The organism is Pedobacter deserti (assembly GCF_024436415.1).
Lineage (GTDB): Bacteria > Bacteroidota > Bacteroidia > Sphingobacteriales > Sphingobacteriaceae > Pedobacter > Pedobacter faecalis.
Genome location: NZ_JAFMZQ010000001.1, coordinates 3,226,929 through 3,246,940, shown reverse-complemented (window position 1 = coordinate 3,246,940; position 20,012 = coordinate 3,226,929). Strand labels below are relative to the sequence as shown.

General features: G+C 46.2%; 21 protein-coding genes and 1 pseudogene. 8 read left to right on the top strand and 14 right to left on the bottom strand.

What is annotated here, in order from left to right; all coding sequences use genetic code 11:
- Window positions 1-62 precede the first annotated feature (62 nt).
- From secDF to J3P40_RS14650, 4 genes are all read right to left on the bottom strand, one after another.
- On the bottom strand, window positions 63-3,014 hold the full coding sequence (secDF, locus tag J3P40_RS14665; protein WP_256006935.1) for a protein translocase subunit SecDF: 2,952 nt from the start codon (window positions 3,012-3,014) through the stop codon (window positions 63-65).
- A 107-nt stretch (window positions 3,015-3,121) separates the two neighbouring features.
- Window positions 3,122-3,607 (bottom strand): dihydrofolate reductase, encoded by a 486-nt coding sequence (locus J3P40_RS14660; protein ID WP_256006934.1) that lies wholly within the window; start codon window positions 3,605-3,607, stop codon window positions 3,122-3,124.
- Window positions 3,604-4,398, bottom strand: coding sequence for a thymidylate synthase (locus J3P40_RS14655; RefSeq protein ID WP_256006933.1), 795 nt, complete (start codon window positions 4,396-4,398; stop codon window positions 3,604-3,606). Before J3P40_RS14655 ends, J3P40_RS14660 begins: the two co-directional genes overlap by 4 nt.
- 42 nt (window positions 4,399-4,440) lie before the next feature.
- Entirely contained in the window at window positions 4,441-6,327 is a 1,887-nt protein-coding gene (locus J3P40_RS14650) for a gamma-glutamyltransferase family protein (RefSeq protein ID WP_256006932.1), read from the bottom strand.
- A 49-nt stretch (window positions 6,328-6,376) separates the two neighbouring features.
- Here J3P40_RS14650 and J3P40_RS14645 point away from each other — a divergent pair, with 49 nt between their 5' ends.
- Window positions 6,377-6,751 carry a DUF2784 domain-containing protein gene (locus tag J3P40_RS14645; RefSeq protein WP_256006931.1) on the top strand — a complete coding sequence of 125 codons (375 nt, stop codon included), beginning with the start codon at window positions 6,377-6,379 and terminating at the stop codon, window positions 6,749-6,751.
- Here the strand turns inward: J3P40_RS14645 and J3P40_RS14640 are convergent.
- Window positions 6,741-7,639 (bottom strand): annotated as a pseudogene (locus J3P40_RS14640) (LysR family transcriptional regulator). The gene J3P40_RS14645 and the pseudogene J3P40_RS14640 overlap by 11 nt on opposite strands.
- Window positions 7,640-7,719: 80 nt before the next feature.
- Here J3P40_RS14640 and J3P40_RS14635 point away from each other — a divergent pair.
- Both J3P40_RS14635 and J3P40_RS14630 read left to right on the top strand, forming a co-directional pair.
- Window positions 7,720-8,442: a class I SAM-dependent methyltransferase gene (locus tag J3P40_RS14635; RefSeq protein WP_256006930.1), complete on the top strand. Its 723-nt coding sequence runs from the start codon at window positions 7,720-7,722 to the stop codon at window positions 8,440-8,442.
- 32 nt (window positions 8,443-8,474) lie between these two features.
- On the top strand, window positions 8,475-9,218 hold the full coding sequence (locus tag J3P40_RS14630; RefSeq protein WP_256006928.1) for a dienelactone hydrolase family protein: 744 nt from the start codon (window positions 8,475-8,477) through the stop codon (window positions 9,216-9,218).
- Here J3P40_RS14630 and J3P40_RS14625 read toward each other — a convergent pair.
- The 6 genes from J3P40_RS14625 to J3P40_RS14600 all read right to left on the bottom strand — a co-directional run bounded on the left by J3P40_RS14625 (window position 9,215) and on the right by J3P40_RS14600 (window position 13,155).
- The gene (locus J3P40_RS14625; RefSeq protein ID WP_256006927.1) at window positions 9,215-9,913 is read right to left on the bottom strand and encodes an SMUG2 DNA glycosylase family protein; all 699 of its coding nucleotides are present in this window, start codon (window positions 9,911-9,913) and stop codon (window positions 9,215-9,217) included. The genes J3P40_RS14630 and J3P40_RS14625 overlap by 4 nt on opposite strands.
- Before the next feature lie 7 nt (window positions 9,914-9,920).
- Window positions 9,921-10,370, bottom strand: coding sequence for an SRPBCC family protein (locus tag J3P40_RS14620; protein ID WP_256006924.1), 450 nt, complete (start codon window positions 10,368-10,370; stop codon window positions 9,921-9,923).
- Window positions 10,371-10,405: 35 nt separating this feature from the next.
- Complete coding sequence (locus J3P40_RS14615; protein ID WP_256006923.1) at window positions 10,406-11,950, bottom strand: choice-of-anchor I family protein; 1,545 nt, start codon at window positions 11,948-11,950, stop codon at window positions 10,406-10,408.
- Between the two features lie 91 nt (window positions 11,951-12,041).
- Window positions 12,042-12,572 carry a hypothetical protein gene (locus J3P40_RS14610; protein WP_256006922.1) on the bottom strand — a complete coding sequence of 177 codons (531 nt, stop codon included), beginning with the start codon at window positions 12,570-12,572 and terminating at the stop codon, window positions 12,042-12,044.
- A gap of 28 nt (window positions 12,573-12,600) precedes the next feature.
- The gene (locus tag J3P40_RS14605; RefSeq protein WP_256006920.1) at window positions 12,601-12,924 is read right to left on the bottom strand and encodes a hypothetical protein; all 324 of its coding nucleotides are present in this window, start codon (window positions 12,922-12,924) and stop codon (window positions 12,601-12,603) included.
- Between the two features lie 42 nt (window positions 12,925-12,966).
- Complete coding sequence (locus tag J3P40_RS14600) at window positions 12,967-13,155, bottom strand: ATP-binding protein (RefSeq protein ID WP_256006919.1); 189 nt, start codon at window positions 13,153-13,155, stop codon at window positions 12,967-12,969.
- Between the two features lie 71 nt (window positions 13,156-13,226).
- Between J3P40_RS14600 and J3P40_RS14595 the strand changes: the two genes are divergently transcribed.
- Complete coding sequence (locus J3P40_RS14595; RefSeq protein ID WP_256006918.1) at window positions 13,227-15,101, top strand: glycoside hydrolase family 97 protein; 1,875 nt, start codon at window positions 13,227-13,229, stop codon at window positions 15,099-15,101.
- Window positions 15,102-15,135: 34 nt separating this feature from the next.
- On the opposite strand, the gene J3P40_RS14590 is transcribed toward J3P40_RS14595, so the two are convergent.
- Window positions 15,136-15,516: a winged helix-turn-helix transcriptional regulator gene (locus J3P40_RS14590; RefSeq protein WP_256006916.1), complete on the bottom strand. Its 381-nt coding sequence runs from the start codon at window positions 15,514-15,516 to the stop codon at window positions 15,136-15,138.
- A 124-nt stretch (window positions 15,517-15,640) separates the two neighbouring features.
- On the opposite strand from J3P40_RS14590, the gene J3P40_RS14585 reads away from it, so the two are divergent.
- Together J3P40_RS14585 and J3P40_RS14580 are read left to right on the top strand one after the other, a co-directional pair.
- Window positions 15,641-16,435, top strand: coding sequence for an SDR family oxidoreductase (locus J3P40_RS14585; protein ID WP_256006915.1), 795 nt, complete (start codon window positions 15,641-15,643; stop codon window positions 16,433-16,435).
- A 20-nt stretch (window positions 16,436-16,455) separates the two neighbouring features.
- Complete coding sequence (locus tag J3P40_RS14580) at window positions 16,456-16,779, top strand: nuclear transport factor 2 family protein (protein ID WP_256006914.1); 324 nt, start codon at window positions 16,456-16,458, stop codon at window positions 16,777-16,779.
- 4 nt (window positions 16,780-16,783) lie between these two features.
- On the opposite strand, the gene J3P40_RS14575 is transcribed toward J3P40_RS14580, so the two are convergent.
- A complete protein-coding gene (locus J3P40_RS14575; RefSeq protein WP_256006913.1) occupies window positions 16,784-17,572 on the bottom strand; it encodes a hypothetical protein in 789 nt (262 codons plus the stop codon).
- Between the two features lie 5 nt (window positions 17,573-17,577).
- Between J3P40_RS14575 and J3P40_RS14570 the strand changes: the two genes are divergently transcribed.
- Together J3P40_RS14570 and J3P40_RS14565 are read left to right on the top strand one after the other, a co-directional pair.
- Window positions 17,578-18,228 carry a GNAT family N-acetyltransferase gene (locus tag J3P40_RS14570; RefSeq protein WP_256006912.1) on the top strand — a complete coding sequence of 217 codons (651 nt, stop codon included), beginning with the start codon at window positions 17,578-17,580 and terminating at the stop codon, window positions 18,226-18,228.
- A gap of 103 nt (window positions 18,229-18,331) precedes the next feature.
- The gene (locus J3P40_RS14565) at window positions 18,332-19,381 is read left to right on the top strand and encodes a serine hydrolase domain-containing protein (protein WP_256006910.1); all 1,050 of its coding nucleotides are present in this window, start codon (window positions 18,332-18,334) and stop codon (window positions 19,379-19,381) included.
- Window positions 19,382-19,424: 43 nt separating this feature from the next.
- Here the strand turns inward: J3P40_RS14565 and J3P40_RS14560 are convergent, their stop codons facing one another.
- A complete protein-coding gene (locus tag J3P40_RS14560) occupies window positions 19,425-19,982 on the bottom strand; it encodes a DUF4142 domain-containing protein (RefSeq protein ID WP_256006909.1) in 558 nt (185 codons plus the stop codon).
- Window positions 19,983-20,012: the final 30 nt, after the last annotated feature.

Below are 20,012 nucleotides of genomic sequence, written 5' to 3'. Positions count from 1 at the left end.
ATATAACAACAAAAAGGCATCCAAAAAGGATGCCTTTATTTATAGTTTTTTGTATTTCCGGATTATACGGTCGTGTTGTCTTCCTTTTTACGGGTAAACTCAACCACAAATGGCGTAGCCACGAACAGGGATGAATAAGTACCGAAGATAACACCGATCAGCATCGCGAAAGAGAATCCTCTCAAGATATCACCTCCGAAGAAGAACAATACCAGCAAGGCAAGCATTACGCAAAGACCAGTAACCACCGTACGGTTCAAGGTGCTGTTCAATGCGTTATTCACGATAGTCGGCATGCTTTCGTTCTTATGACGGCTTTGGCCCAGATATTCCCGTACACGGTCAAATACTACAACTGTATCGTTCATCGAATAGCCCATTACTGTAAGGATGGCAGCAATAAACTGTTGGTCGATATCCAGTGAGAAAGGAAGTATTCCGTTGAAAATCGAGAAGATCGCAAGTAATACCAATACGTCGTGTAACAATGCGATAACCGCTGCGATACCAAACTGCAGGTTTTTAAACCTGATAACGATGTATATAAATACCGCCAGTATGGCTAACAAAACTGCATATACCGCTGAGGTCTTGATGTCGCTCGCCATAGTCGGACCGATTTTCTGCGCATCCTTAATCAGGTAAGGGTTGTTAAGGCTCTTCAGTCCGGTATTCAGTTTCTGCTCCACCTGGCTTTCTACATTTTCACCAGTTTCATCGATCAGGTAGCTCGTTGTAATACGAACCTGATTGCCGATACCGTAAGTTTTCACTTCCGGCGCTTGTCCGAATTTCTCGTCTAAAGCATCCCTTACATCTATAGTATTAACATCTTTTTTAAACTCTACAACGTAAGCACGTCCGCCTTGAAAATCTACACCAAGGCTGAACCCTTTGGTGAAAATGGACACAATACCCGCAAGGATAATAACAGAGGAGAAGATATAGAACTTACGTCTTCCGCTTACAAAGTTAAAGTTTGAATCTTTGAAGAGGTTTGCAGTTAAAGGAATAGAGAAAGAGATCTTTCCTTCTTTCTTTAAAAGCGCTTCGAATACAAGGCGGGTGATAAAGATCGACGTGAACAGTGAGGTTACGATACCTAAAACGAGGGTAGTAGCGAAACCTTTGATCGGACCAGTACCCAGGTAGAACAGGATGATACCTGTGATCAGGGTTACGATGTTTGAATCGATGATCGCAGAATAAGCGTTTTTGTAACCGTCAGCTATAGCTTGTCTCACTGCCTTTCCGGCGGCAAGTTCTTCTTTGATACGTTCGTAAATAAGTACGTTGGCATCCACGGCCATACCAATGGTAAGTACCAGACCGGCGATTCCAGGAAGCGTCCATACCGCACCCAATGAAGTCATTGCACCAATCAGGAAGAACAGGTTAGTCACCAAAGCGATGTTGGCAACCCATCCGGCCTTGCTGTAATAGATAGCCATAAAGCCAAGTACCAGCACCAGACCAAGGATAGACGAGATTAAACCGGCGTCAATTGACTCCTGGCCTAAAGTAGGACCAACAACATATTCACCTACAATATGCGCAGGAACAGGTAGTTTACCAGCTTTCAGTACGTTGGCTAAATCTTTTGTTTCTTCCACTGTAAAGCTTCCGGAAATTGACGATACCCCGTTCGGAATTTCTTCGTTTACAGAAGGGGCTGAGTATACCTGGTCATCAAGAACAATAGCAATTGACTTTTTGCCGTTAGCGGCAGCCTCTCCAGTCATTTTTTTCCATGTTGAGGCACCTACACCAGTCATGTACATGGTTACAACAGGCTTACCACTCTGTGGGTCGTAGTCATCCCGTGCATTACTTACAGCATCACCGCCCAAATCAGGCCTGCCATCAGATGAAGTAACCTTTATAGCATAAAGTTCAAATATCTTGGTGTCGTTTATTGGCTTTACACTCCAAAGGAATTTATAAGTCTGAGGAATTATTGCCGCAATCTCCGGTCTTGCAAAAAACTCATTAACCTTCGCTGTATCCTTCTGAAGAACCCGGCCAACTACAGCGCCCGGGGCCAGTTGCTGCTGACCATTTTCAGCCTGGTAGGTCGGAATATTCAATACAGAAAACAGGGGGTTAGTTTTGGCCATCTCCTGTGCCTGCAGGGCGGTAGAATCACTTTGTTTTGCCCCTTTAGCCAAACCAGCCAGTTTACTTCCACCTTTAGAAGCTGTATCCGCAGTTGCTGTACCTGAAGTATCTTTTGCGTTCTTTAAGCTTGCAGCCAGAGTATTGTTAATGTTCTCCATGATGGGGAACACCTCTTCGTTATTATATACATGCCAGAACTGCAGCTCAGCAGATCCTGATAAAAGCTTGCGCACTCGTTGCTTCGCACTTTCGTCAACTCCCGGAAGTTCGATAAGGATACGGTTGGTACCTTCCTGCTTCTGCATGTTCGGACTCACAACACCGAATCCGTCAATACGGCTTCTCAGGATAATAAATGAACGGTCGATAGCATTATCTGCTTCCTTAGTCAGGAAGTTTTTAATTTCAGCGTTAGTAGCGTTAGCCTTTACGGTAGCAGCATTGCTTTCATTCGCAAAATAATCGGCCAGTTTGCCGTTCGGGCTGATTTTCTCAAACTCGTTAACAAAAGCAGCAATAAAATCTTTTCCGCTGGCGCCGGTCTGACGTTGCGCGTTTTCAATAGCCTGGTTAAAATTTGCGTCGTCAGTATTGTTGGCAAGCGACTTGATCAGGTTAGCCACGGAGATTTCCATGGTTACGTTCATGCCGCCTTTAAGGTCAAGACCAAGATTAATTTCCTTCTCCTTGCAGAATTGATAATTGAATCCAAGAATCGGATAAACAGGAACAGTAGCCATGGAATCCAGATACGCTCTTTCCTTGTTCACATCCCCTTTAGCATAAGCTTTGGCATCTTTTTCAACTTTAGAAGTTACAAAGCTGAACGAGAGAGAATACACACAGACAATACCTAGAAGTATTGCCATTAATTTAATAAAACCTTTACCCTGCATTTTTTGTTGTTAGTTATCTGTATGCTGCTTGTCTTTTTTTACAAGTCGGCAAATCTAATTATTTTTTTAAATAATAGGCTAGCTATTAGAATTTTTATTATGGCGCGTTAGCGCCTTTCCAAAGTGGAAAATGTGAAGGCCACACTGTGCCTGTCATCTGCCTCATGACGCTGTGATTCTGTTTCTTTCCAGAGCGTCTCGTTTAGCTCCGGGAAGAAGGCATCAGCATCATAAGTCTCATGCACAGTGGTCAGATAAATCCGGTCGGTACGCTGAAGCGCGAGCTTATAGATCTCCGCCCCCCCGATAATAAATACCTCAGTTTCATGTCTGCAAAGTTCAAGGGCGGCGTCCAGACTGCTTACCACCTCAGCACCTTCTATTTCCAGATCCGTTCTACGCGTAATCACAATATTACGGCGGTTGGGCAGGGGCTTACCTACCGAATCATAGGTCTTACGGCCCATAATAACCGTATGTCCGCTGGTAATCTTTTTAAAGTGTTTCAGGTCCTTAGGCAGGTGCCACAGCAACTGATTATCTTTACCTATAGCCCGGTTTTCGGAAATGGCAACAACGGCAGAAACGATCATACAGCAACTACCCCCTTAATATGCGGATGAGCTTCATAGTTTTTCAACGTGAAGTCCTCATACTTAAAGGCAAAAATATCCTTCACCTCCGGATTAATCTCCATCACAGGTAGTTTGTGCGGCGTGCGGCTTAGCTGCAGTTTGGCCTGTTCAATATGATTATTGTATAAATGCGCGTCGCCAAGCGTGTGGATAAAATCACCATACTGCAAGCCGCATACCTGTGCAACCATCATGGTCAGCAGGGCATAGGAAGCAATGTTAAATGGTACACCCAGGAAAATATCCGCACTGCGCTGATACAACTGGCAGCTCAACCGGCCCTCTGCTACGTAGAACTGGAAAAAGGCGTGACAAGGCGGAAGCGCCATGTTTTCTACCTCAGCCACGTTCCAGGCCGACACAATAATGCGACGCGAGTCCGGATTATTTTTAATCGTTTGTATGATCTGGGTGATCTGATCTATATGTCCGCCATCGGGTTTAGGCCAGGAACGCCATTGTGAACCATAAACCGGGCCCAGATTGCCGTCCGCATCCGCCCATTCATCCCAAATCCTTACACCATTATCTTTCAGGTATTTAATATTGGTATCACCACTTAAAAACCAGATCAACTCATGAATGATCGATTTCAGGTGAAGCTTTTTAGTAGTCACCATCGGGAAACCCTCTTGCAGGTTAAACCGCATCTGGTAGCCGAAAACACTGATCGTTCCCGTTCCCGTTCTATCATGCTTCTGTGTGCCGTTCTCCAGCACATGCTGCATCAAATCTAAATATTGTTTCATGATATTATCAACTGCTTGCGAATATAGTTAAAACCCGGGCAATTACCAGCCTATCCCATAGTCTTCCCCATGATTGCTGGAGCCGCCCCACAAACTGCCATGCTTCCAGTCAAAATAAATCGCGTTTATAGGCCCGCTTGTCCGGTCGTCAAAGCTCAATACATATCCCATCTTTTTCAGTTCCTCCCTGATCTCCTCCGGCGTAGCGTCATGCAGCAGCAACTGACCAGGCTTTGGTGCCCTGTCAGATGTCCGGGTGCCGCCCAGCGATAGCCACAACTGGTTGGTGTTGATATTAGGCGCCTCAGCAGCCTGCTGCACGTTCATGCCAAACTCAGCGATATTTAGAAAGCACTGCAAGAGGTTCTGATCCTGCGTATCGCCCCCCTGCACGGCGGCCGACAAAAAAGGCTTGCCGTCTTTCATGGCCAGCATGGGCGATAGAGTTACACGCGGACGTTTGCCCGGCTCAACAACATTGAAAGGGTTAAGCGAAGCATCCAGCACAAAGCTCTGCATACGCTGACTCATACCGATACCCGTATTGCCCGCAATGCAGGCCGGCAGCCAGCCACCGCTAGGAGTAATAGATACTACCCAACCTTCTTTGTCGGCCGCTTCAACTGAGGTGGTGCCCCGCCACAGCCTATCCTCATAGGTTTCCCGATCCGTATTGTTTCCCATATCATGTTTAGGCGCAAAATTCCTTTTTGTAGTATCCATTTCATAGCCGCGCGACCGAAGCAAATTGAGATAAGGATTCTTCTTTCCTTCAAAAGGGTAGGGGTCGCCCGGACCAATCTTAGGTTCATTCCTGTCGCTTCGTATCATGGCCGCGCGTTGCCGGGCGTATTCCTTGCTTAGCAGTCCGACAATAGGTTCGGCGGGTGACTTATACGGATCGCCATAATAGAAATCCCGGTCGGCAAACGCCAGGTTCATCGCCTGGTATAACGTATGAATGTATTCAGGGCTATTATAGCCCATCTTTTTCAAGTCGAAATTTTCCAGTATGTTCAGTGCCTGGAGCATCACCGGTCCCTGCGTCCAGGATTGCAGCTTATACACCTCAATGCCTTTATAATTTGTTTTCAAGGGTTCCTCTTCCAGAGGTTTCCATCTGGCAAGATCCTCCATCGTGATCAACCCGCCCTGTTCCTGGCAGCCGCGCACAAATTCACGGGCAATATCGCCCTTATAGAACCGGTCGTACGCCGCCATCAGCGCATCTTTCCTGCTTTTGCCTTTTTTCAAGGCCTCGTCCTCAGCCTCCACAAGCTTGCTAAGCGTATTCAGCAAGTCCTGTTGCACAAAGATTTCCCCAGCTTCAGGTGCCTCGCGCTTGGCTCCCGAATGAGGAAGCAAGACCTTCTTACTGTAAGGCCATTGTTTGATCTGAGATTTATATCTTTCCATGATATTGGCCGCCTGAGCCTCTATCGGATAGCCGGCCGCCAGTTCCATAGCTGGTTTAAGCACCTGCTTCAAACTCATGGTACCATAATTGGCCAGCATAAAAATCAGTCCCCCCGGCGTACCCGGAGTCGTTGCTGCCAGCGGACCGTACTCTGGTGGAAAATCAAAGCCCTTGCGCTTAAAAAAGTCGGCCGTTGCACCAGTCGGCGCTACACCCATCGCATTAATGGCAATCACCTTACCCGTCTTCGGGTTATAAATAAGAATCTGGCTTTCCCCGCCCCAGCTCAGCGTATCCCACATGGTACAGGTGGCAGCAAGCATGGCGCAGGACGCATCAACAGCATTCCCGCCCTGTTGAAATACCATTGCCCCGGCAGTGGCAGCCAACGGCTTTCCGGTTATAGCCATCCAGTTTTTTCCGTGGATAACCGGTTTTTGTGTCTGCCGGGCCGCAACGCTTATAGCGCACAACAGAAGTCCCGGAATCAGTAAGGTAGAGATATATTTCATTGGACGAATCAGAGACTCTAAGATACCAAAAAAAGCCTACTTTTATATCATGATACTCGACGCACTGCTTACCCTGAGCCACCTGCTTGTTATCGGTTTCAACCTTTTGGGCTGGATCTGGCCGGCAACCAGAAAGGCACACTTCGTCGTCGTATGTGCAACCGCCGCATGCTGGTTGCTGCTCGGAATCTGGTATGGCATAGGTTATTGTCCGCTTACCGACTGGCAGTGGACCTTGAAAGAACGTATGGGCGAGACTGATCTTCCTGCCTCGTTCATCAAGTACTTTGCCGATAAAGTAAGCGGCCGCGACATCCCGGCTGTGTTGGTCGACTGGCTAACCGCCCTGTGCTTTGCCGCTGCAGCAGTACTATCCGTTTACCTTAATTTTTTCAGGAGACGGCAAATACCTGTTAAACACTAAAACTCTCTGCCACTGCCGTTGCGTAGTAACCAACAAACCACTTTAATGCCGCACTTTGGTTTGTGGCCTTAAAAGCCAGCACCACCTCCGTGTTCACAGGGATATCCGGCAGACCAACAAAGGAAACATCCAAATGTGCATACTGATCTCTTAGCGATGATGGCAGTATCGATACTCCCAGTCCTGCTTCTACCAACTGAAGGATAGAATGAACATTGTTCGCTTCATGCATGATCTCTGGTTTAAAGCCCATGCGCTCGCAAATCTCGGTTAATTTGTCGCTGTAATGCGGCGCGAAATCCTTGTTAAAGAAAATAAACGGACTTGCCCGAAGAAGCGATATAAGTTCTTCCGAAGACGCGGTTGCGGTCTTCCCGCCGGGTAACACAATAACAAAGGGATCAAAAACATCGTTTGCACCTTAAGCACTTTGGAGTGAACGGGTGCACGCAGTATACCAACGTCAAGTTCGCCTTCTTCAAGTGCCTTGATCTGCGATAGGGTGGGTATTTCGTACAAACTGGTTTTAACGTAAGGAAAGGCTGCACCCATCTCTTTTAGCGCCTCAGCGAGTTGTGTTTGATACACCGAACTGATGTAGCCGATTTTAAGTGTGCCGCTCTCGTTCAAATGGATTTGTCGCACCGAATTTTTTACCTCCTCCAACCTGCTGAAAAGATTGTCGACCTCCGTTTTCAGATACGCTCCCGCGTCAGTTAACGCTACGCGTTTATTGCTTCTGGTGAACAGCGTGGCGCCCAGTTCTTCTTCAAGCTCTCTGATCTGTCTGCTTAAGGGCGGTTGCGAGATAAAGAGCTTTTTGGCTGCATTTCCAAAATGAAGCAGGTCGGCCAGCGTTTTAAAATAGCGGAGGTGTCTAAGTTCCATACCTTAAAAGTATCGATAGTTGATGAAAATGATATTTTCCAAATATCAATAATGACGCTAGTTTTAGCAAAAAAAAGAAAATGCAGAAAGATTATTCAAAGAAGTCTACCACCGACGAGATCAGGGCAAGGTTCGACGCTGATGTAGAGCGTTTTTCAGATCTAGAGGGCGGTCAGGCCACGATGCTCGATGCCGCCTTAACTATGGACTTATGTACAGAGGCAGCATTATGCACAAACCCCGAAGCCAGGGAACTACTGGATATCGGTTGTGGCGCCGGCAATTACACCCTGAAAATGCTCAGCAAAGTCCCCGGTTTGAACTGTACGCTTAACGACCTGAGTATGCCTATGCTCCACCGGGCCCGCGAAAGGGTGGCGGCGCAGACCACCGGAAAAGTCACCTGCATACAGGACGATATGCGGAATCTGGATATGCCCAATGATCACTACGACATTGTGCTTGCCTCGGCAACCTTTCATCACCTGCGCGATGATGCCGATTGGGAAAATGTTTTCAAGAAGGTACACCGCGCACTAAAGCCAGGTGGAAGCCTGTGGATCTCCGATATTATTACCCACGATACGCCAGCATTGGCAGATCTGTTTGAAAAGAGATTTGCCAACTACCTTGAATCCTTAGGCGGCGCGGAGTATCGCGATAAGGTGATTGCCTATGTTGATTATGAAGACACCCCGCGCTCACTGAACTATCAGCTCGAACTTATGCGCAGGGTAGGCTTCCGTCATGTAGAGATTCTACATAAGAACAGCTACGTTGCCGCTTTCGGCGGAATAAAATAATTGCTAAATTGACACCACCAAAAAGATACCTTATGAAACACCTCATCCTTACGACAATCATGCTGAGTGCAGGTCTGGCGGCAGCTGCGCAGAACCTTAAAACTGTAAATTATATCGATGGTTCGCAGAAACTCAAGGGGCTTGTAACTTCAAATGCTGGAAAGAAATTGCCTGGCGTGCTCATCCTGCCGGCCTGGAAGGGCATCGACCAGGAAGCTAAAACGGCGGCGCTCGATCTGGAAAAGCAAGGCTATATTGCCCTCATTGCAGATATTTATGGTGAGGGGAATGTTCCGGCCGACAATGCGGCTGCGGGTAAACTGGCCGGACAGTACAAACAGGACTATAAAGCTTACCAGCGCAGGATCAGCGTAGCGCTTGATGAGCTGAAAAAGCAGGGAGCGATGCCTGAGAAGCTGGCGGTAATAGGTTACTGCTTTGGCGGTACAGGTGCTTTAGAGGCCGCAAGAGCTGGTTTGCCGCTGCAAGGCGTAGTCTGTATACATGGCGGACTGGGCAAGGCGGCCGACCGCCCCAATGTGCCATTGAACACACGAATACTCGTGGAGCACCCGGCCGATGATGCTGGTGTAAAACCTGAAGATTTAACCGCACTGATGAAGGAGATACGTGAAGGGAAAAACGACTGGCAGATCATCACTTATGCAGACAGCAAGCATACTTTTACCAATCCTGAATCGGCCGATTATAATCCGGTAATGGCGAAACGCGCCTGGCAGCACACGCTGTTTTTCCTTAAGGAGGTGCTGAATTAAAAGGCGGCCATTCCCTTTGTAAACTCAAGCAGGTATTTATCGATATACAACTGCTGGTCTTTCAATTTGTACTGCTGTATAAAACGGGGATGCTCGAGCACAACGAGCTCCCCGAAAAGCTTCTCCGTTCTGTTTAACCTGTCTAAAAACGTGGCATTCTTTTTTCCAAGTACAAAGACACGGGATGTGTCGAGGCCCAGACTGATGTGTTCTCTCAATGCAGAGATCATAAAATCTCTGACCATTTCAAATAGCCTCAGGTCGTCGTAATAGTTCGCGTTCAGCCATTTGCCTCCCGCAGTTTGCCTGATGATGGCCAGCGGAAAGGGCGAATTGATATAGAAGTCCCTGTAAAAGGCCGTAGGTCCGCCATAAGCCGCAATCATTTCATACATAAACACAGAAGATATTTCATGCGTGTATGCAGAATGCATTTTTATGCCGCATACCGCCTCAAGGCGCTTCGTGTCTGTAAAGGGTACGCCCGTTACTCCTGCGCCATGCCGACTTGGATTTATGCCTATAATGAACCTGCGCTTTTCCTTGTCGTTATAGTACTTCTCGTAAAACTGCTGCATCACAGAAATCGTTTCCGGATTATCCATATAAGGATTCAGCACCTGAAAGCCATCAGGCAGGCTGCCTGTATATTGCAAATTCCGGTTAAACGCTATGATTTTATCTGCCAGTACCATCACGTCACTAACCCGGGTACTTGTCGGCTATCAGATTCAAATTGATTCCATGCTCCAGGTAAGCTTTTAGCCCATCCAACACGGTCGTAAACCCACCGGTCGAGTCTTTAATCTCCCTCAAAAGGTCATCGCCCTGCTGCGGAAAACCATAGTTCCTGATAATGACATACGTTTTGTCTTCACCCATCTCCTGGAAATTAAACTCCACGGTAGTTGCCGGGTCGCCCCATTCGATCTGGATAAGCTTATCCGCAACAATGTCGCGTACAATCACCTCAGCCGAAACATCATACATCTCCCAGGTCCAGGTTACGGTTGCGCCTTTTTCCAGTCTACCGCTGCCTTTGGTAAACCAGAAGTGCTTTGTCTGCTCCGGATCGCAGAATGCGTTGAACACTTCGGAGGCTGGTTTCCTGATCAGCATCTGTGCTTCTACAAAATTTTGGTTCTGTTCCATAAGCTAACCTTATTAAATGGGTGAATTTAGCTATTTTATATCGTGTTTGGCGTATAAACTTTCACTACACCATCATTTTCGCTGCTCACCACCAGCAGGCTTTTTTTGGTCGGACTGTCTTTAGCCGGAATGAACAGCACACCTTCTGGTGCATCGCCGCATTTAAGCATTTGCAGAAACACAGGGCTTGCCGGATTGCTTACGTCATAAACCGCTACGGCATCGGCCCTCTCCAAGCCTACAAAGGCGACTTTTGTACGGCCAACGGTTCCTGTAGTGATACCTTCCGGCTCCACACTTTTGTCATCACTGCGGCCATCATCATAAACTCCTGCCTTAACGGCTTCTTTGTCTAGCTCGTTCTTGCTATCAAAAACCAGTGTGCCATTGCTTCCGTTCCATACGTTAAATGAACGTGCACCCAAAGAATACAATTCATCCAGGTCACCGTCGCCATCGGTATCTCCGAGGGTAGTGGTAATGTTCAGTCTGCCCAGTTTACCGTCCTTTTTCAGATCAGCTGCATTCGGAAATTTGGTGGCATCCAGAATAACAGTCTTATCTTTTACGCGCTTCACTTCTGCAAAGGTATCGTACTCACGGGCATCGCCTTCATTGGCGGTAAAGAGATAGGGAGTACCGTTGCTTTCCATTACCGCAACCGCATCCGGCATATAAACACCTTTTACCGGCCATTTAGCTGCGGCATAAGCTTTGTCATCGTCGGTAGGGTCTATTTCGTTGCCGTCGGTATTGTAGTCTTTGAAGCCTAGCGGAAAAATATTGCTGATGGTTTTTGAAGGTATGTCAATTTTAGCGATACCGTTGTTTTCCTGTAAAGTTACCCATGCGGTTTTCGAATCGGCTGAAATGGTCACGTATTCCGGTTCGATGTCTTTCACAAAGGTTGCGCTCGGACCAAAAACGCGAAAACCCTTCTGCATCAGTGCATTTTGCTGCCCGGCCATCGACGAAAAGTTTAGCGTGGTAACCGCATAGTTTTCAGCTACCGAGATAATGGAAACCGTCCCTTCCGGGTCAGTGGTATAGCTGGCATTGGGCTCGCCTTCATTTGCAGTCATGATGAATTTCCCATCTGGCGAGAACGTCACCATATCTGGCAAGGCACCAACATTGATCTGGCTGATGACGCTATGGTCGCCAGTTTTAAATACGACAACCTTGCCATTTGATGTTTTGTCGGTTGCTTGTATCGCAGCGGCCAGTTTGCCGGAATGTACAGAGAGACTGTTTACCACACCACCAAACGGCTGCACGCTGATGTTGCCGATAATGGTCATTTTTGATGGGTCTTTAAAATCAATCACCTCGATGCGGTTAACTGCAGCAGCAGTACCCTCACCTTCATTTTTTACGACAAATAGTTTTTTTGTGTCCGGATCATACGCTGATATTTCAGCAGCACCTGTCTCACCGATATCAATAGTACCGATCTCAGCAAATGTCTTCGCATCTTCGTTCACAAAAAAGTCAGGCTCGGGTAGGGGACCTTTATTGTCATTTTTTTTACAGCCCAGTGCCGCCGAAATCATCAAAGCGAGAAGTAATCTTTTATGCATAAAATTGTTTTTTGAGGCGAAAATAGACCCCCAATGTTAGTATAAGTTCAGTCTTGCGTTATGTTAGTGTTAAGCTAAGGTTGCAGACGAGCTACCACTTCCAGCTAAGGTGGTTCACATGGGGAATATTTTTTTGCGCTATCAAGATGGCTATTTCCTGATTCAGCGAAGGCGAGGCTTTAGTAAGTATTAAACTTGGTCCTGTACTTATCTTGATAAAAAAGTGACTTGCAATTTCAGTTACACCGATAATTTCAGATATTTTAATACAACTCTCTCCAGTTTTGTCTTCAAATCTCAGTAGTTCATCTTCGATTTCGAGTTGAACCGATTCATTAAATGCACCTTTGTATGTGTCCTTTACGAACTTGGTATAATGTTTTTTTAATCTCCATTTCAAATATTTATAATAAAAAAGTGCGACCACGATTACACAACATGTAGCGTAGTAGAATAGAAAGGTATCACGCTCATAATAGCCAATAATTATAAAAAATATCCCCAGGGCGATTAATGAAAGGTAATTTCTTTTACGAGTTTTTATTTTTTCGGTATTTGTAGAGGCCCCATATAATTGAAATGTAATGAAGTCGCCTTCTTTGAGCGTTATCGTGTGGGTCATTTGATTCTGATTTCCGGGTGGATGGTTATTAGTTAAATACACGTTGTTGGAAGGAGACATAGCTGAGTACCTCGCTAAACGTGCTATCGATTTTAAATGAACTGATGTATGTGGCACTAGCGCCGGAATCGTTCTTAGCCTTGAAGCTATGTGACAGGTTAAAATATTTAACTCCACCCTGCTTGGTGAAAACAGTATCTATTGACCCATACTTAAGCGGTTCATAGCTTTCGGAATCGATCAGTGTGGTGTCTAAATAATTTTTAATCAGGATTTTCGCTTTTTCATCAGGATTGCTGGAACAAGCAGCCAATAGAATGCCGAGGACGCTAAAGTAGATTTTTCTTTTCATCGCACTTAATTTACTGCAATGTAGATAATTAATAGATTAATATCATATCTCACTTTTAGCAAGCGGAGCAGCGATAATTGCGATGGTACCTTTGTCAGGTTCGCTGGAAACGGTTAGTGTGCCGCCATTCAGGCCGGCAAACTCCATGGCTAGCTTTAGTCCAAGCCCGGTTCCACGTTCATTCAGGGTACCCTGTGTAGATCGGAGTGTTGAATCTATAAAACAAGGCATCGAGCAAGACGTATTGCTATAATATAGGAATGATCTTTCGGATCGATGAAATCAAAGTCTTATCATTGTATATGAGAACTAAAGTATCAATCGTTTTTTTCTTGTTGGCCGCACTGCTTGTGCGCGCTGAAAGCGCATATGCCCTACACACAAAAGATTCGAAGCGGAATATATTGCCATTAGCAATAAAGTCGCCCAACAAGAAATTAAAATTTGAGTTCAGTTATAATCAAAACAAGGAGATCATCTTTACAATTACGGCCAACTCGAAAACCATTATCTCAGCTTCGAAGATGGGACTAAGTGGTATTGATGGAGCAGTGCCGTCAAGTTTCTCCCGTGCTTCCAGCAAATCAGTCTGGAAGCCCATCTGGGGAAAAAGAGCTATCGTGCCTGATGAATACAATGAGCTTACGCTGGATGTAAAAACCTACAAGATCATCGTCAGGGCATATAATGATGGAATAGCTTTCCGGTACGACTTCCAAAAGGAGATGGCAAAAAGCGATTTGACGGAGTTTAACTTTAGTGGCGACTATACGGCCTGGTATTATAATGGTGAGCATGCCAATATTGGCCCGGAGAAGTTATCGGCCTGTAACGATAAACGCTTACCTGTAATGACAGTTCAGGTAGACGATCACAATTATCTGGCTGTGCACCAAGCAGATTTATCATGGGGCGACCCGCTGATGTTGGCGTCAAAGAAAGGCCAAACCCTGTTTACCGTAGCGTCTAAGCTGAATAATGCATGGAAAGTGGTTATGTACGGAAATACTCCTGGTGAATTGGTTGATTCGCACCTCATAGAATTGTTAAATCCTCCGCCGCCGGGCGACGCAGATTTCTCATGGGTGAAGCCAGGCGTTGCTGTTTGGGACTGGCGGATAGCAGGCGCGCAGGTCGACGGTTTCAAATATGATATGTCTCTTCCTTCCTGGAAAAAAATGGTGGACTTTGCTTCTGAAAATAACATCCGTTACCTGGCACTTGATGCCGACTGGTATGGTCCCGAATTTGGCAAAGATTCAGATCCGCTGAAAGGTGGGAAAGTCGCCCAGGTTCATGAGATCATCAGATATGGGAAAATGAAAAATGTGGGCATCTGGCTATATCTCAACGACGTTGGCGGTCGTATGTTTCCCATAGAGCAAACTTTGAAGCAGTATGGCGACTGGGGTGCTGCGGGTATTAAATACGGTTTTATGTCGGGCACTCCCGCAGAAAAGAATGAACGTACCCGAATGATCACGGAGCTATGTGCAAAAAATCGTCTGCTATGCGATTTTCATGATGGTCCTGTACACCCGTACGGACAAATGCGTACGTTTCCAAATGCAGTCACACGCGAATACTGTCAGGCACAGCTTGATGGCAGCACCGCCCTGGAGCCAAAAACATTTGTCACCTCGGTATTCGTGAACATGCTTGCAGGTCCGCTCGATATGAACAATGGCATAGCTGATCTGAAACAGGCTGGCAGGGTTCATGCGCCAGCTTATGCTACCAACTCCACAGTGGTAGGCGAGGCAGCACGTACATTAATTACCTTTTCGGGGGTGACAGTTATACCTGATATACCTGAGAGTTACCGAAAGCATCCTGAGATTCTTGAATTTATTTCATCACAAAACATGCCCTGGATGGAAAGTAAAACCATCAAAGGCGACATAGGTCAATACATCGTTATGGCAAGGCAGGCCAGCGACAAAACCTGGCTTGTCGGAGCAGCAACAAATGAAAATTCAAGAGAACTGGATATTCCGCTTTCTTTCCTGAAAAAAGGCCGCTACAAAGCACTGATTATTCAGGATGGCGATGATGCTGATTATCGTACCGATAAGGAAAGTTATAAGAGCTCGAAGACGGAAGTTAGCGCAAAAGATTCGATTAAGGTCAGGCTGGCGCCGGGCGGCGGGGCTTGTATTTTGATCAGGCAGTTGTAACTGTGGGCTTGGCACGTCCATCGCCTTACCCATTTTACACTTCGCTTGGGGCAACCCGGTCGGGGAATTGTTTCAGGATCACTTCTCTTAATCTGTCCTCATTCGCATCACCCCAAAGGCCAATGGTGCGGATCACAGGGATTAGTGTCTCACCAAAATCAGTCAGATCGTACTCTACTTTGGGCGGCATTACCGGATAGATGGTCCGTTTTACCAGCTCGTGTTCTTCCAGCTCCTTCAGCTGAATATTCAGTACTCGTCTTGAAACATCGGGTATTTTTCGCTGTAATTCGCTAGGACGTTTATGTCCCTGATGAATGAACCACAATATACGCAGTTTCCACTTTCCATACAGAACCTCGCCGACCAGGTCCAGTCCGCAATTCAGATACGGTAAGATTTTTCTTTCATACATTATCGCAAATATAGGCACACATGCTGGTTGGCGCAATAGGGATAAATTTCTCCCTATTTGAATCGTAAGCCCGTACTTGTTAGCGCTTTAGGTACTGCCTAGATTTGCCCGAAACAAGTACGATATGGAACAACAATTTAATTACAGCAACGAATTATCAGGAAAGATTGCCTTAGTAACGGGCGGTACAAAGGGTGCCGGCAAGGCGATCGCGGAACGCTTAAAGGCAGCAGGGGCAATGGTTATCATTACCGCAAGAAACCCTGCTAAGCAAGTAGACGCAGATCTTTATTTTATTCCTGCCGACCTGAGCAAGGCAGAAGATGCTCAAAAAGTGATCAGCGAAGTACTGTCAATCTATGGCAGGCTGGATATCCTGGTAAACAACCTGGGAGGTTCATCAACACCTGCAGGCGGTTTTTCAGTATTAAATGATGAGGATTGGATCTCAACGCTACAGGCAAATTTACTTGCTCCTGTAAGGCTCGACAGAGGGTTTTTACCGCAAATGATCGATAGGAAAAGCGGTGTAATCATTCACATCGCTTCCATCCAGGGCAAATTGCCGCTATATGATTCTACCTTGCCGTACGCAGCTTCAAAAGCGGCACTAATCAATTACAGTAAAAGTTTATCCAATGAAGTTACGCCAAAAGGTGTGCGCGTGCTTACTGTCTCGCCAGGGTGGATCAATACAGCAGCATCGATAGCCTTTTTAGGCGAGATTGCAAGAAATGCAAATACTACCGTAGAAGAAGCTCAGCTAAGTGTAATGGATGCACTGGGCGGAATACCTTACGGCAGGCCTGCTGAACCAGAAGAAGTAGCCGAATTGGTTGGCTTTTTAGTTTCACCAAGAGCCAGTTACTTAACAGGAACAAATTTCGTCATCGACGGTGGAACAGTGCCCACAATTTAAAAAACTTAAAACCTATCATCATGAAATTACCAAAAGTAGTAGAGCGCTTTATTGAGACGCAAAACAGTTACGACAGCAAATCTTACACAGAATGTTTCACTGAATCGGCCATTGTGCATGACGAAGGGAAGGTACATAGAGGTAAAGAGGAAATTCGCCGTTGGATTGAGCATTCGAATGAGGCTTATCAATCTTCGATGGAGTTGGTTGATTATGAGCAGGCCGGATCTAATGGCGTGTTGACGGCAAATGTTTCGGGTACATTTCCGGGAAGTCCCATTGTATTGAAGTTTCATATGGAGCTCAAGGATGAGCTAATCGATTCGTTAAAAGTAACTGGTTGAGACATTAGGTGCTGCCCCGCTTATCGAGGTACTCAAGGTAGGCAATTACCTGCGCTTCAGTTTCGTTTTGAAGCTGGATTACTGCCGGGTAAAGTTTAGCACGGAGTCTGTGGTAAAGTGATATTGCGTTCTTTAAGGCCTGGAGAATCGATCCCTTGTTGTAGGCTGGAATGGTGCTCGTTAAGTTATCCAGATGTTCTCCGTCCAGTATCATTTCCACCTTACGAACGCCTCTGGGCTGCTGGTTTACGCTATGCTGAAGAAGCGGACCGAGTACTGTCATACGCAAATAGCCGAGAAAATCCAGCGCCTCCAGATATTCGCCGCGTCCAATTTTGAGCGCGGCGTAATGAATCCAGATCCAAAAGCGGTCTTCAATCCACTGAAAGTCTGGCAGGCTGCTCTTAGGAGGATGCCGATTTATGGTTTCTTGAATTTCTCCGGAAGGGTCCAGCAAGATGGCTGGATCTTCGATTCGAAATCGAAGTTCGTCAAGAGTTAAGAATTTTAGGTCTACATGCAGCAGCGGGTCCTTATATAAGCAAATCAATAAACGTGGCTCGCCAACATGTTCTCCGGTAAATCCCGAAAGCAAGTTTCCCAGGCTGGCCGCGCAGTCTACCATTAACTGCTTATTGGCTGATATGGATTCTCGGGTTACAACGATCAGATCCAAATCTGAATATTCGTCAATTTCGCCAGAGATCCATGACCCACCAGCGCAAAGGCCGACGATACCCTCCTTTTTTGAGAGTACGCTCGCTGCGCGGTCTGCAAATGCTTGTTGTATCATATTACGTGAATGGATACAAATATACTATTCTTGCCGGGGCCTTGTCTTTTGCCGTTTTGAAAGTAGAGTTGAAGACCGTAACTTATGCTGGATTTATGCAATTTCACATCATTGAAACACAGCGGCTAAAGCTGAAACGGTTAGGCCACGATGATTTCATTTACATATTTAACAACTGGCAGAAACCAGAGATTAAGCGCTTTTTTGGTCATCGCAACGAAGAGGAATATCGGCTTGCCCGGTTGAAGTTTGAAAAGGGTTATGTCTCTTACAACAGGAGCATTCTTTTTTTCTTGATTATCGATAAGTTTGATGATTGTGTTATCGGTGAATGCTCTTTTCACAATTGGTATCCAGACCATAGGCGTGCTGAACTAGGTTATTCTATTAAGACTGATGCTTACAAAAACAAAGGACTCATGTCCGAGGCGCTTGCCGCGGTGATTGCTTACGGGTTCAACGAAATGAATCTTCACCGGATTGAGGCGTTGGTCGGTACGCGGAATGTTCCCTCGTTACGTCTTGTGGAAAAGTTTGGATTCAGTAAGGAAGGGGTACTGAAGGAACATTATTTTATTAACGGGCAATATGAGGATTCAGCGGTTTTCGGTTTGTTGAAAAGCGATTACGGTGTAAATGCAGAAAGCGTCTCATAGTCAGTTGGGTACAGTGTAATCCAGTGGCTAGCGCTCTAAAACAACAGCAACGGTTTTGCAGATTAGTATGCGATTCCTATCTTTCACTATTGATCCAGTTCATATGAAAATTCTCTCTGTATTAATTGCCACTTTTCTTACTGGCAATCTTTTTGCCCAATCCACTCCTGAGCAGATCCGTGCCGTTGACAGCATCTTCAGCCGTTACAAAAGCCCTGAAACAACTGGCATTAGTGTTATGGTCATCCGGGATGGGCGCAAACTTTATAGCAGGTCATTCGGATATGCCGATATCGCCCGAAAAGTCAGGGCTACTAGCAAAACCAATTACCGGATCGCATCAGTCACCAAGCCTTTTACCGCGATGGCCATCCTCATGCTTCGCGACCAAGGTAAGCTCGACCTCGGCGACCGACTGGATGCCTTCTTTCCCGATCTGCCAGCGTTCAGCAAAGAGATCACAGTCAAACAAATGATCAACCATACCTCCGGGCTGAAAAGCTATGGGAGCGTTCCGACTAGCCGTCCCTTAAAAGATATCAATGTACTACATATTGTCGCAGAGCAGGACAGCACAAATTTTAAACCCGGGACAAAGTTCTCCTACAGCAATACTGCTTACGTTTTACTTGGGCTGATCGTGGAAAAGGTGTCCGGATTACCATTTGATGAGTTTGTTCGCCGTCATATATTCAAGCCGCTGAAAATGGCCAACTCCACTTTCAATAATATGGAGGGGACAATACCAAACCGGGCATATGGTTATAATCCAAAAGATGGCAAACTGGTCTTGGATGATCAAAGTACGGCCAGTTATCTGCAGGGCGATGGAGGAATTTATTCTTCCATCGACGATTTCTACTATTGGGACCAGGCGCTCTATGGAGATAAGCTGGTAAAAAGAGAAACGCTGAATGAAATTTTCAGTCCCAGTTCAAACGAAACGCCTGAGATTGCCTACGGCTACGGCTGGTATATCGAGCGCCGCTATAATGCGACACGGATATCTCACAGCGGTGGAACGACCGGTTTTTCGTCTTATTACGTCCGCTATCCTGAAAAGAAGTTCTCTATAGTGGTGTTTGGCAATCAGGATGACGGACTGGCACTAGACCCGATAATTACCGCAATCGAACGCATCTATTTGCGGTAAACTATCGGATTAGTGCACTTGAATGTAACTGCTTCCTCTAGTTTTAAGCTAGTTCGCCAAGCAGCATTTTGCTTTTTTCAGTGTGTTCGGTGATCGTGGGGTGTGATACGGTGGCGATGTGCCTGGTATGCTTGTCCGGCATGCCGGTTTTTCCCTCGGTACTCTTAATAAAGTCGCCCGTTAGGGATTTCAACTGCTGATGGGTTTCATGCTGAGCCTGCATGAAGGCTTTGTCAAAGGCAGCCCCGCTGGCGGCGTTGAGCTTTTCAATGATAGCCTGTCCTTTAGCATCCATAGCAGGGATAGGCGTGTTTAAATCTTTCAGCACAGTTGCCAGAGCGGTTTGTTCAGCTACTTCACATTTCGCAAATAGCTTAACTTTTGGGTTCATGGCTTTTCTCACCGCAATTTCGCTGGTCATCAGCGACAGGCTACCTAGCAGGCCAAGTTGACTGCGGAATGCAGCTTCCGACTGGTCAGCTTCCGCCGGGGCGAACGATTGCAGCAGGGTTACAGAGGACATGCCTGCCATCACCAGTAAGGATCCTTTCAGGGATGTCGATAAAAAATCCCTTCTTGGGTTTTGGATTAGTGTTTTCATAGTAGAAATGTTATAATTTTAATTGCGATA

Bases quoted from the DNA above. Each gene is read 5' to 3' on its own strand.
- secDF (WP_256006935.1), bottom strand. From the start codon at position 3,014: ATGCAGGGTAAAGGTTTTATTAAATTAATGGCAATACTTCTAGGTATT.
- J3P40_RS14660 (WP_256006934.1), bottom strand. From the start codon at position 3,607: ATGATCGTTTCTGCCGTTGTTGCCATTTCCGAAAACCGGGCTATAGGT.
- J3P40_RS14655 (WP_256006933.1), bottom strand. From the start codon at position 4,398: ATGAAACAATATTTAGATTTGATGCAGCATGTGCTGGAGAACGGCACA.
- J3P40_RS14650 (WP_256006932.1), bottom strand. From the start codon at position 6,327: ATGAAATATATCTCTACCTTACTGATTCCGGGACTTCTGTTGTGCGCT.
- J3P40_RS14645 (WP_256006931.1), top strand. From the start codon at position 6,377: ATGATACTCGACGCACTGCTTACCCTGAGCCACCTGCTTGTTATCGGT.
- J3P40_RS14635 (WP_256006930.1), top strand. From the start codon at position 7,720: ATGCAGAAAGATTATTCAAAGAAGTCTACCACCGACGAGATCAGGGCA.
- J3P40_RS14630 (WP_256006928.1), top strand. From the start codon at position 8,475: ATGAAACACCTCATCCTTACGACAATCATGCTGAGTGCAGGTCTGGCG.
- J3P40_RS14625 (WP_256006927.1), bottom strand. From the start codon at position 9,913: ATGGTACTGGCAGATAAAATCATAGCGTTTAACCGGAATTTGCAATAT.
- J3P40_RS14620 (WP_256006924.1), bottom strand. From the start codon at position 10,370: ATGGAACAGAACCAAAATTTTGTAGAAGCACAGATGCTGATCAGGAAA.
- J3P40_RS14615 (WP_256006923.1), bottom strand. From the start codon at position 11,950: ATGCATAAAAGATTACTTCTCGCTTTGATGATTTCGGCGGCACTGGGC.
- J3P40_RS14610 (WP_256006922.1), bottom strand. From the start codon at position 12,572: ATGACCCACACGATAACGCTCAAAGAAGGCGACTTCATTACATTTCAA.
- J3P40_RS14605 (WP_256006920.1), bottom strand. From the start codon at position 12,924: ATGAAAAGAAAAATCTACTTTAGCGTCCTCGGCATTCTATTGGCTGCT.
- J3P40_RS14600 (WP_256006919.1), bottom strand. From the start codon at position 13,155: ATGCCTTGTTTTATAGATTCAACACTCCGATCTACACAGGGTACCCTG.
- J3P40_RS14595 (WP_256006918.1), top strand. From the start codon at position 13,227: ATGAGAACTAAAGTATCAATCGTTTTTTTCTTGTTGGCCGCACTGCTT.
- J3P40_RS14590 (WP_256006916.1), bottom strand. From the start codon at position 15,516: ATGTATGAAAGAAAAATCTTACCGTATCTGAATTGCGGACTGGACCTG.
- J3P40_RS14585 (WP_256006915.1), top strand. From the start codon at position 15,641: ATGGAACAACAATTTAATTACAGCAACGAATTATCAGGAAAGATTGCC.
- J3P40_RS14580 (WP_256006914.1), top strand. From the start codon at position 16,456: ATGAAATTACCAAAAGTAGTAGAGCGCTTTATTGAGACGCAAAACAGT.
- J3P40_RS14575 (WP_256006913.1), bottom strand. From the start codon at position 17,572: ATGATACAACAAGCATTTGCAGACCGCGCAGCGAGCGTACTCTCAAAA.
- J3P40_RS14565 (WP_256006910.1), top strand. From the start codon at position 18,332: ATGAAAATTCTCTCTGTATTAATTGCCACTTTTCTTACTGGCAATCTT.
- J3P40_RS14560 (WP_256006909.1), bottom strand. From the start codon at position 19,982: ATGAAAACACTAATCCAAAACCCAAGAAGGGATTTTTTATCGACATCC.